The sequence below is a fragment of the Streptomyces catenulae genome (genome assembly GCF_000718015.1).
GTDB classification, from domain to species: Bacteria; Actinomycetota; Actinomycetes; order Streptomycetales; family Streptomycetaceae; genus Streptomyces; species Streptomyces catenulae.
Genome location: NZ_JODY01000006.1, coordinates 165,853 through 176,186, shown reverse-complemented (window position 1 = coordinate 176,186; position 10,334 = coordinate 165,853). Strand labels below are relative to the sequence as shown.

Below are 10,334 nucleotides of genomic sequence, written 5' to 3'. Positions count from 1 at the left end.
GAGCGGGGCGGTGCGGGGGTGGGCGGCGGGCCCGTCGCGGTGGTGACGGGTGGCGCGTCCGGTATCGGCCGTGCCGTCGTGGGCGATCTGGCGGCGCACGGTTACCGGGTCGTGGTGCTCGACCGCGGTGTGCCCGAGGAACCGGCCGGTGACCGGGTGCGGTGGGTGGCCGGTGACGTGCGTGATCCCGAGGCGAACGAGGCGGTGGTGAAGGCGGCGCTGTCCCGCTTCGGGCGGCTCGATCTGTTCGTGGGCAACGCCGGGGTGCACGACGGCGGGGTCGGGGTGCGCGACCTCGACGGCGCCGCCCTGTCCGAACTGGCCGGGCGGGTCCTGGACATCAACGTCGTCGGCTATGTGCTCGGCGCGCGAGCCGCCGCCGGGCCGCTCACCGAGAGCGGCGGCGCGATGGTCTTCACCCTCTCCGACGCCTCCTTCCTCGTCCGCGGCAACGGCGCGGGCATCGCGTACGCCGCCGCCAAGCACGCGGCGCTCGGGGTGGTGCGCCATCTCGCCGCCGATCTCGCGCCCTCGGTGCGGGTGAACGCGGTGGCGCCGGGCGGGGTGGTCACCGGGCTGCGGACCGCGGACGGCCGCCCGGTCTTCGCCGACTCCGGTGAGATCGGCGTCCGGGTACGGGAGTTCAACCCGCTGGGCGTGCTGCTGAGCGCCGAGCGGATCGCGCCGCTCTACCGCTTCCTGGCCTCCCCCGCGGCGGCGGGGATGACCGGTGAGGTGCTGCGGCCCGACGGCGGGCTGGGCGTGCGGTAGGGCGGGGGTCACTCCTCGACCACCACGTCGAGGAGGTAGGGGCCGGTGGCGGTCAGGGCGGTGCGCAGCGCGGGGACGAGGGAGTCGGGGTCCTCGACCCGGGCGGCGGCGCAGCCCTGGCCGGTGGCGAGGGCGGCGAAGTCCAGTCCGTCGAGTGCCGTGCCCACCGGCCGTTTCATGCCGAACCGCTCGGCGAAGGCGTCGACCGTGGCGTAGCGGCGGTTGTTCACCACGACGACGGTGAGGGGGAGTTGGAGCCGGGCGGCCGACCAGAGGGCCTGGACGGCGTACATGGCGGAGCCGTCGCCGACCACGGCGAGGACGCGGGTGCCGGGGCGGCCCAGGGCGTGGCCGACCGCCGCGGGGAGGCCGTGGCCGAGCGCGCCGCTGGCGGTGGTGTAGAAGCTCTCCGGGCCCGGGTTGGGCAGATGGTCGCACATCAGCGGCCGTGTCCCGGGGGCCTCCTCCACCAGGACGCAGCCGTCGGGGCGTTCCCCGGCGAGGGCGTGCACCAGATGGGCCTGGGTGATCCCGGTCGCCGAGGGGGTGGGCGGTGCGGGGCGGCGGCGGGCGGGTGGCTGCGGGCGCGGGGTCCGGGGCGGGTGTCCGCCGAGGCCGCGCAGCGCGGGTGCCAGTCCGGTGAGGACGGCCGTACCGGCGGGGCACCAGGCCGCCTGCTCGGGGTCGTCGGTGAGCAGGTACAGCTCCGCGCCGGGCGGGAGGTGCGGGCCGCTGCCGGGGACGTGGTAGGTGAAGACCGGCGCGCCCACCGACAGGACGAGGTCGTGGCCGGTCAGGGTCTGCACGATCGCCTCGCGTACCGGCGGCAGGAATCCGGCGAAGAGCGGGTGTGCCTCGGGGAAGGCGCAGCGGTGGGACATCGGCTCCGCCCAGACCGGTGCGCAGTGCGCCTCGGCCAGCGCCACCAGATCGGGTACGGCGCGCTCGCGGTCGACCCCGGCGCCCGCGATCAGTACGGGTGACCGGGCGCCCGCCAGTGCCTCGCCGACGTGGGTGAGGAGGGCGGGGTCCGCGGCGACGGTGGTGCTCACCCGCCGCGGTGCGACGGGTTCGGCGGGGCGGTCCCAGTCGTCGCTGGGGACGGAGACCAGCACCGGTCCGGCGGGTGGGGCGGTGGCGAGGTGGCGGGCGCGGGCGAGGGCCGCCGGGACGTCCGCGGCGCGGGCGGGTTCGCGGCTGAGTTTGACGTACGGGCGGGGCAGGGTGACCGCGTCCTCCGAGAGCAGGTAGGGGTGGCCCTCCAGCAGGGAGCGGGCCTGCTGTCCGGCGACGACCACCAGCGGGGTGCGGTTGCGGCGGGCGGTGAACAGCGCGCCCATCGCATGTCCGACCCCGGCCGCCGAGTGCAGGTTGACCAGGGCGGGGCGGTGGGTGGCCTGGGCGTATCCGTCGGCCGTCGCCACCACCACGGACTCCTGGAGGCCGAGGACGTAGCGGAAGTCGGCGGGGAAGTCGCGGAGCATGGGGAGTTCCAGCGAGCCGGGGTTGCCGAAGACGGTGGTCATGCCTTCGGCGCGCAGCAGGTCGAAGACCGCCTGCCGCACCGTCATCGTGCCGTGCGTAGCGTTCATCGGATGTCGCCTTCCGCCGTGAGGCCCGCCGCCCGCAGCGCGGCGCGGATGCGCGGCGGGGTGAGCGGGAGCGAGGTGAGGGTGTGGGCGATCTCGGGGACCGCGGCGGCGACCGCGCAGGCGACCGCCGCGGGCGGCAGGATGGTGCCGCCCTCGCCGAGTCCCTTGAAGCCGCCGGGGATCACCGTGCTGGGGGTCGAGGTGTGCTCGATGACGAGGTCCTCCGGGATGTCGGGGGACGCGGGCAGGGTGTACTCGCGCAGCGACCGGGTGGTGGGGAGGCCGTCGGCGTCCACCGTGGCCTCTTCGGTGAGCGCCTGGCCGAGTCCCTGGGCGATGCCGCCGGCGATCTGGCCGTGGGCGATCAGCGGGTTGACCAGTACGCCGCTGTCGTGCACGGCCCAGTAGCCGGTGACGGTGGTGCGGCCGGTGCCGAGGTCGACCGCGACCTCGGCGGCGTGGGCGCCGTGGGCGAAGGTGAGCTGCGGCGGGTCGAAGTCGACGGACTCCTCCAGCCGGATCGGGTCGGTGGGCCGGGCGCGTCCCCAGCCCCGGTAGCCGCGGTGGGCGACCTCGCGCCAGGCGATGCGGGCGCCGTCGGGGGTGTGGAAGACGGCGTCGGGTGAGGACGGGGCGGCGGTGGCCGCGATCCGGGTGCGGACCTTCTCGGGCGCGGTGTCCAGGAACGCGGCGGCGAGTTGCCGCATCCGGTCGGCGAGCCGCCGGGCGGCGGTGACCAGCGCGCCGCCCGCGAGCGTCAGCGCCCGGCTCGCCTGGGCGGACAGGTCGGAGTGCGGGGCGGTGTCGGTGTCGCCGAGTTCGACGCGTACCCAGTCCAGGGGGATGCCCAGCCCTTCCGCGGCGATCTGCGCCAGGGTCGTCTCGATGCCCTGGCCGACGGCGATCACGCCCGCGTACACGGTGACGGTCCCGTCGTGGTTGATCCGCAGCCGGACGCCCTCCCAGCCGCTCCAGGCGATGCCGTACGCCTCCAGCAGGGCGGTGGGGGCGAAGGCGGTGATCTCCACGGCGGTGACGACGGCGGTGCCGCGGCGCACCCAGGGAGCGTCCGGTGGGCGTGGCCGGTCGGCCAGGGCGGCGGCGCGGCGCAGGGCGGCGCCGTAGTCGCCGCTGTCGTAGGTGAGTCCGGTGTGGGTGGTGTACGGCAGTTCGTCGGGGCGGAGCAGATTGCGCAGCCGCAGCTCCGTGGCGGGCAGGCCGAGTTCGCGGGCGGTCTCGTCGACGAGGCGTTCGCGGAGGAAGGCGGCCTCCTGCATCCCGTAGCCGCGGAAGGCGCCGGTCGGGACGCGGGTGGTGTGGACGCCGGTGACGGTGGCCGCGGCGGCGTCCGCGCGGTACGGGCCCTGGAGCGTCAGCCCGGTCACCTGGGCCGGGCCGCTGCCCGCCTGGGTGGCGTAGGCGCCCAGGTCGGCGAGGATGTCGGCGTCGAAGGCGAGGAACCGGCCGTCGGCGCCGACGGCGAGGCGGGCAGTGGCCTGCTGGCCGCGGCCCTGGTAGGCGGCGGTGAAGTTCTCCGCGCGCGACTCCGTCCAGCGCACCGCGGAGCCCAGGGCGACCGCCGCGGCGCACACCATGGCCTCGTCCGGGTAGAGCAGGACCTTGCTGCCGAACGAGCCGCCCACGTCGGACGAGACGACGCGCACCCGGTCCGCGCGCAGCCCGAGGACGGCGCAGAGGTCCTGCCGCATCGCGTGCGGGGCCTGACTGCTCGCGTGGACGGTGAGGAGTCCGGTGCCCGGGTCGTGGGCGGCGAGCACCCCGCGCGTCTCCAGCGGGGTGTGGTGGAGCCGCGGCAGGGTGAAGGCGCGCTCCACGACGACCGCCGCCCGGGAGAGCGCGGCGGCCACCTCCTCGGGCGGGGAGCCGAAGCGGATGCGTCCGGCCGTGTTGTCGCCGGTGCCGGGGACGACGGGCCGGGCGCCCTCGGCGAGCGCGTCGGCGAGGGTGGGGACGGGCGGCAGCGGCCGGAGGTCGAGGCGGACGGTCTCGGCCAGGTCGGCGGCGGCGGTGGGGGTGTCCGCGACGACGATGCCCAGCGGTTGTCCGGCGTAGCGGGCGGTGCGGACGGCGACCGGCACGGCGTCCTCGGGTTGGCCGGGCAGCCGCCAGACCGTGGGGATCGGCGCGGTGCGGGCGGCGAGTTCGCCGGGTCCGAGGACGAGGGCGCAGCGCGGGTCGCGGCGGGCGGCGGTGGCGTCGAAGCCGGTGACCTCGGCGTGCGGGAGCGGGCTGCGGACGAGCGCGGCGTACAGCATCCCGTCGGCGCGCAGATCGGCGGCGAAGCGGCCGTGGCCGCGGACCAGCCGGTCGTGGTGGCGGGGCGGTACCGGTCTGCCGATGTGGCGGTGGTCCGTGGTCACCGTCCGTCCTCCTCGGCGGCGAGCCGACGCCAGGCGGCGCGGATGCCTTCGTAGCCGGTGCAGCGGCACAGGTGTCCGGCGAGGACGTCCTGTTCGCCGCCGCCGTGGCGGGCGGCGTGGGCCATCCGCACGATCAGGCCGGGGGTGCAGAAGCCGCACTGCAGCCCGTGTTCCTCGACGAGGGCGCGTTGGGCGGCGGCCGGGCGGTCGCCGTCCGCGACGCCTTCGACGGTGGTCACCTCCCGCCCGTCGGCCTGCACCGCGAGCACCAGGCAGGAGCAGACCGGCGCCCCGTCGAGCAGCACGACGCAGGCCCCGCAGTCGCCGGTGCCGCAGCCGATGTGGGTGCCGGTCAGCCGCAGTGCGGTACGGAGATGGTCGGCGAGGGTGAGGTGGTGCGGGGCGTCCGCGGTGCGGGCGGTGCCGTTGACGCGCATCGTGATCCGCCGGACGTTCACCGGGCCGCCCCCTCCCCCCGGTCCGCGAGGGCCCGGAGCAGCAGGACACCGGCGACCTCGGCGCGGTATCCGCCGTCCTCCGGTCCGCCGTGGGCCGCCGCCTCCGCGACGAGGGCGGCGAGCAGGCCCGGGTGCGGTCCGGCGACCGGGCGGCCCGTCAGCCGGGCCTCGGTCCCGGGCAGCCGGAGGGGGACGTCGCCGCAGCCGGTGACCACCACCCGCGCGGCCCGCACCCGGCCGCCGTCGGTGCGCAGGCCCAGGCAGACTCCGGCGACCGGGTAGCCGGTCGCCCCGCGGGTGCACAGTTCGTGGAAGGTGTGGGTGAGGCCGGTGGTGCGGGGGAAGACGATCTCGGTCGCCATCTCGTCCGGGGCGCGGACGGTGGTGTGGGCGCCGGTGGCGAAGCGGTCGGCGGGGACCGAGCGGGTGCCCCGCAGCGACCGCAGCACCACCTCGGCGCCGAGGGCGACCGCGACGGCGGGCAGTTCGGCGGCCGGGGCGGCGTGGCAGAGCGAACCGCCGAGCGTGGCGCGGCGCCGGATGTGCGGATGGGCGACCGCGGCGGCGGCCCGGCCCAGTACGGGCAGCGCCGCGGCCAGTTCCGGGTGCCGCTCCAGAGTGCGCAGGGTGGTCATCGCGCCGATCCGCACCCGGTCGGGGCCGACGGTGATCCCGGTGAGGCCGGGCACCCCGGTCAGGTCCACGACGACGTCCGGGCGTACCTGACGGCTCGTCAGCAGCGGGACCAGGCTCTGCCCGCCCGCCAGCGGCGTCGCCGTCCGGCCGGGGGCGGCCAGCGCGCGCAGGGCGGCGTCGAGGGTGTCCGGTGCGGTGTGGGCGAAGGCGACGGCCGTCATGCGGGCGTCTCCCGCTGTACGGCGGCGCGTACCAGCGCGGTGGCGGCCGAGGGTGTCAGGGCGCACAGCGCCTCCAGGACGGTGGCGTCGAGCAGGGTGCTCAGACCGGTGCGCTCGGACACCAGCCGCAGCCGCCGTCCGTTGCCGGTCGGGTGCAGCAGGACGGCGACCGACGCCGACTCCCCGGACACCCGGCACAGCGGCGTGTCCGCGCGGTGCCCGGGGTCAGAAGATGACGGAGAGCTGTTCATGGGTGGCGACCTCCACGTCGATCAGGACGCGCCGACGCAGCAGCGTCCGGCGCCCGCGGCACTCCCGGAGCAGGTCCTGGCGCGCGGCGGTGACGAGCACCGCGTGTTCGACGCCGCGGGCTCCGGTGACCAACAGATTGGCATCGGCCCGGACGACTTCGGGGGCAGGCGTGCCGAAGACCCGCACCGGACCGAGGAAGTGCCGGGTGGTGACGGCGGGCCGGTCCGACCACGCCTGGAGCAGCCCGGTCCGGCCGAGCTTCAGCTCCAGCACCCGCTTGGTGGCCTCGAACAGCACGGCCGTCCCGCTGTGCCGGGGCAGTTCGGGGTCCTCACGCAGCAGCGGTACGGGGATCTCGTAGCGGAAGGCGGGATCGAGCAGGTCCAGCCAGCGGGTGTGCTCGCCCTCGTCGAGTGCGGCGCACTCCTCGGTGAGGACGGCGGTGATCTCCGCGTCGAGGGCGGGCAGGCGGGGGCCGCGGTCGGGGAACGGGCCGTCCGCGAGGTCCTCCGGGCGCGGGCCCGGGCGGCGGGGGCGCGGCGGTGCGGTCACGGCAGCTCACCCACCAGCTCCGCCCAACGCCGGTAGAACGCGCGCTGGTTGTGTTCGCTGAAGGTGCCGGTCTCGGCGTGGCCCGGGCCGGGGAAACCGGGCGCCGCGGTGGTGCGGCCGGTGCCCAGGGTCAGGTCCACGGGGCCCGCGCGGCCCGGTGCCGAGCGGGCGAGGGCGGCGTCGATCCGGGCGAAGTTCTCGAAGTCGTCCATCTCGAAGAGGATGCCTCCGGCGGACTGGGTGCGGGCCTGGAAACGGTAGGAGCGGCGGCGCCACTCCGCGTCCATGGCGGTGGGCACCAGCGTCCAGTACAGGCACTCGGTCTCGCGGGCGCCGATCGGTACGTGGGAGCGGACCACGAGGTAGCGGGTGAGCGGGTCGTCGTCGGTGCCGACGGCGCGGTCGTGGGCGACGCTGAGGAAGACGGTGTTGGGGAAGACCACGCCGTGGGCGACCTCGCAGTGGGAGGTGAACCGGACCTGCTCCGGGGTCTGCGCGGCGGCCAGTTCCGCCCAGCGTTCGGGCGGGTAGCCGGGGAACTGCGGGGCGGCCGGGTCGCGGTCGTCGAGGGAGTGGCCGTCCTCGACGACGTAACCGGCGCGCACGCTGTGGCCGCCCGCGGTGGCGATGTTGACGCCGACGAGGTCGGTGCCCGCCCGCCCGCGGGTGCCGTCGGCGAGGGTGTCGCCGTAGATGCCCTGGTCGAGCGCGATCCGGTGGGTGGTGCGCATGTGGTAGCCGTCCCCGGCGAAGTTGTCCGTGGGGATCTTCCAGTTCCCCCGGGCGCGGACCCGCTGCGGCGGTCCGCACACCTCCCACTCCCCCGCCCCGCAGTCCAGGAGGGCATCGAGGTACCAGGCGATCTCGCCGAGGTACTCCTCCAGTTCGGGCGCCTCGGCGTCCCAGGTGGCGAAGAGGAAGCCGCGCCGGGAGACCACCCGTGCGGCGGGCAGGTCGTGGGCGGCGCGGTCGAAGTCCGGCGGATAGGCCGACCGGAGCGCGGGAACTCCCGCCAGGCGGCCGTCGTTGGCGAACGTCCACCCGTGATAACTGCACCGCAGATGTGCGGTGTTTCCCAGACTCGCGCGGCACAGCCGGGTGCCGCGATGGGTGCAGGAATTGTGCAGCGCCCGGACCGTACCGTCTTCCCCGCGTACGACGACGACCTCGTCCCGGCCGAGCGTCCGCACGATGTAGTCGCCCGGCTCGCGCACCTCTCCGGCGAATCCGAGGAGTTGCCAGGAGGGCCGGAATACGCGGCCCCACTCGATATCGAGAACACTGTCGTCGACAAATGCGCGACGCCCGACGGTGGTTACCGAATCAACCTTTTCTGACGGCACACATCCCTCCCCTCAGAGAATTGAAGAACAGACCGCACCACGTACACGGATACCGTCCGCACCGAAAGCATGGAACACGAACGTGCCGAGCGGACAGTGCCCGGGAACCGCCGGGCGACAGCGTCGGAGAATGCGGCCGGACCGGCATTCCGGGTCCCGCCAGACCCGGAGGTGCACATACGTCGGCCGTCCGGCCGGGAAGGGTGCCGCGCCGGGGCGCGCACCGCTTCCCACGGGCCGGTGACGCACACGCTAAGCGCGGCCACCCCGGCACGCAAGGGCCTCTCCCGCCGCGTCAGCAGGTGTTCCGGCCGCCCGACCGGGCGTCGGCGCCACCGCGCGACGGGCGCCCCGTACCGGGCGCGGACGGTCCCGCGTGCCGTCGCCGACCCTGCCCCGCCGCTCCCGCGGAAACAACCGCTCCCCGGCGATGCGGCCGGAAATCAACGCCCCGTCATCCGGCCAGAAAAACGGCCCGGCCGGTGGCGGTTTCCGGTCCCCACGCCCCGTGTACGGCGCCTCCGGGGAAAGCGTTCCGACGCGGCGGGAGGGAGCGCCATCGGCGCCGCCGTCGCATTCCCGCATCCTCGCCGCGGGACGCCTCAACGCCATCCGACGGCCCCCGCAACTGGCCGAAATATTGGCCGCATCGGCGTAAGAATTCCAAATCTCGACTGCGAGGGTTCACGGCGTCGATCGGCTCCTTGATCCGCCGGAGAATGGTGCTTTACGGTGACGCCGAGAGAGCCTGAAATTCTCCCCGCGGCGCCATCGCCCGCCCTCTTGTACCTCCCATCACTTTTCCGGGAGCTGTGCTGTGTCAATCGATCTCGTATCCATCGAAGAGTTCTCCCACAACCACGTCGAGTACATCGAGGACCCGTTCTCCTTCTATGCGCTGATGCGCGAGCGGAGACCGGCCCATCTGTCCGGGAAGATCTTCGGCGGCACCTGGCTGATGTTCCGGTACGCCGACTGCGCGCGTCTGATGAAGGACGAGCGGCTGTCCAACGCGCGCTCCGCGGTCCCGCTGCGCTTCCTGCCGGACGAGCAGCGCGAGGAGTTCGCGGACATGCTCGACATCTACCGCCGCTGGCTGGCGTTCCACGACGGCGCCGAGCACACCCGCAACCGCCGCCAGGCCAACCGCGGCTACGTGCCGTTCACCGACGCGTACCTCGAACCGCGCATCCAGGGGCTCGTCGACCGGCTGCTCGACCGGGTCGATCCGGCGGGCTTCGACCTGCTCTCGGAGTTCGCCTTCCCGCTGCCCGCGATGGTGATCGCCGATGTGCTCGGCGTCCCGGTCGAGGCGCACACCGAGCTCAACCGCTGGACCGACGACATCGCGCACCTCTTCGGCTCCACCTCGGTGCCCGTCGCGCATCTGCGCCGGACCCGGGAGAGCACCCGGCAGCTCGCCGCCTTCCTGGCGTCCGAGGAGAACGCGCGCCGCTCCCGCGCCGTCGGCGGACTCCTGCACCAGCTGCGGGAGATCGAGGTCCGCGGGCACCGCTTCACCGAGCGCGACGTGGTCGCCCAGGCGGCGTTGCTGCTGTTCGCGGGCGTGGCGTCCATCCGGTACCTGATCGGCAACAGCGTCCACGCGCTGGCCGGTGTCCCCACCGACCAACGGGACCTGCTCCAGCACCCGGAGACGGTCGGTCCGGCCGTCGAGGAGCTGCTGCGGGTGTGCACACCGGTCTCGTTCGTCGGGCGGATAGCCGCCGAGGACTTCGAGTACACCGCCTCCGACGGGACGGTCGTCCCGCTCCGCAAGGGGCAGCCCCTGCTGCTGTACGTCGCCTCCGCCAACCGCGACCCGGAGGTCTTCGACCGCGCCGACGAACTGGTTCTGGACCGGCCGCTGCCCAACCCGCATCTGACGTTCGGCATCGGCAGGCATCTGTGTTTCGGCGACCCGCTGGTCCGTCAGACGACGCGGATCGCGCTCACCTCCCTCTACCGCAGGTGGCCGGAGCTGTGTGTGCCGCCGCAGGAGCCCAACTGGAACAACAACCTCGGCTTCCACGGCTTCACCTCGCTCCACGTCAACGGCGGCGGGTGAGCCCCGGCGAGGACCGCGCACCCGTGCCACCCCGCCCCGAACCCGCCGAGCGACAGGAGA

The 10,334-nt window shown here is 74.7% G+C and carries 9 protein-coding genes; 2 read left to right on the top strand and 7 right to left on the bottom strand.

Annotated features, from left to right (window positions below; all coding sequences use genetic code 11):
* Window positions 1–771 (top strand): SDR family oxidoreductase (locus IF23_RS0108665; RefSeq protein WP_211266136.1); only part of this gene is annotated, 771 nt, incomplete at its 5' end.
* An 8-nt stretch (window positions 772–779) separates the two neighbouring features.
* Here the strand turns inward: IF23_RS0108665 and mdlC are convergent.
* Genes mdlC through IF23_RS0108630 form a run of 7 tightly spaced genes read right to left on the bottom strand, consistent with a single transcriptional unit; the run spans window position 780 to window position 8,206 of the window.
* On the bottom strand, window positions 780–2,363 hold the full coding sequence (gene mdlC / locus IF23_RS0108660; RefSeq protein WP_030281558.1) for a benzoylformate decarboxylase: 1,584 nt from the start codon (window positions 2,361–2,363) through the stop codon (window positions 780–782).
* Entirely contained in the window at window positions 2,360–4,744 is a 2,385-nt protein-coding gene (locus IF23_RS0108655) for a xanthine dehydrogenase family protein molybdopterin-binding subunit (protein WP_030281556.1), read from the bottom strand. Before IF23_RS0108655 ends, mdlC begins: the two co-directional genes overlap by 4 nt.
* Window positions 4,741–5,202 (bottom strand): (2Fe-2S)-binding protein, encoded by a 462-nt coding sequence (locus IF23_RS0108650; RefSeq protein ID WP_030281554.1) that lies wholly within the window; start codon window positions 5,200–5,202, stop codon window positions 4,741–4,743. The genes IF23_RS0108655 and IF23_RS0108650 overlap by 4 nt, the downstream gene beginning before the upstream one ends.
* Complete coding sequence (locus tag IF23_RS0108645; protein ID WP_030281552.1) at window positions 5,199–6,059, bottom strand: FAD binding domain-containing protein; 861 nt, start codon at window positions 6,057–6,059, stop codon at window positions 5,199–5,201. Before IF23_RS0108645 ends, IF23_RS0108650 begins: the two co-directional genes overlap by 4 nt.
* The gene (locus tag IF23_RS0108640) at window positions 6,056–6,310 is read right to left on the bottom strand and encodes a hypothetical protein (protein ID WP_169749989.1); all 255 of its coding nucleotides are present in this window, start codon (window positions 6,308–6,310) and stop codon (window positions 6,056–6,058) included. The genes IF23_RS0108645 and IF23_RS0108640 overlap by 4 nt, the downstream gene beginning before the upstream one ends.
* Window positions 6,285–6,863, bottom strand: coding sequence for an aromatic-ring-hydroxylating dioxygenase subunit beta (locus IF23_RS0108635; RefSeq protein ID WP_030281548.1), 579 nt, complete (start codon window positions 6,861–6,863; stop codon window positions 6,285–6,287). Before IF23_RS0108635 ends, IF23_RS0108640 begins: the two co-directional genes overlap by 26 nt.
* Window positions 6,860–8,206, bottom strand: coding sequence for an aromatic ring-hydroxylating oxygenase subunit alpha (locus IF23_RS0108630; protein WP_030281546.1), 1,347 nt, complete (start codon window positions 8,204–8,206; stop codon window positions 6,860–6,862). Before IF23_RS0108630 ends, IF23_RS0108635 begins: the two co-directional genes overlap by 4 nt.
* An 817-nt stretch (window positions 8,207–9,023) precedes the next feature.
* Here IF23_RS0108630 and IF23_RS0108625 point away from each other — a divergent pair.
* Window positions 9,024–10,274 (top strand): cytochrome P450, encoded by a 1,251-nt coding sequence (locus tag IF23_RS0108625; RefSeq protein ID WP_030281544.1) that lies wholly within the window; start codon window positions 9,024–9,026, stop codon window positions 10,272–10,274.
* Window positions 10,275–10,334 lie beyond the last annotated feature (60 nt).

Excerpts from the sequence above, each read along its gene's own strand:
- mdlC (WP_030281558.1), bottom strand. The coding sequence starts at position 2,363 with ATGAACGCTACGCACGGCACGATGACGGTGCGGCAGGCGGTCTTCGAC.
- IF23_RS0108645 (WP_030281552.1), bottom strand. The coding sequence starts at position 6,059 with ATGACGGCCGTCGCCTTCGCCCACACCGCACCGGACACCCTCGACGCC.
- IF23_RS0108640 (WP_169749989.1), bottom strand. The coding sequence starts at position 6,310 with ATGAACAGCTCTCCGTCATCTTCTGACCCCGGGCACCGCGCGGACACG.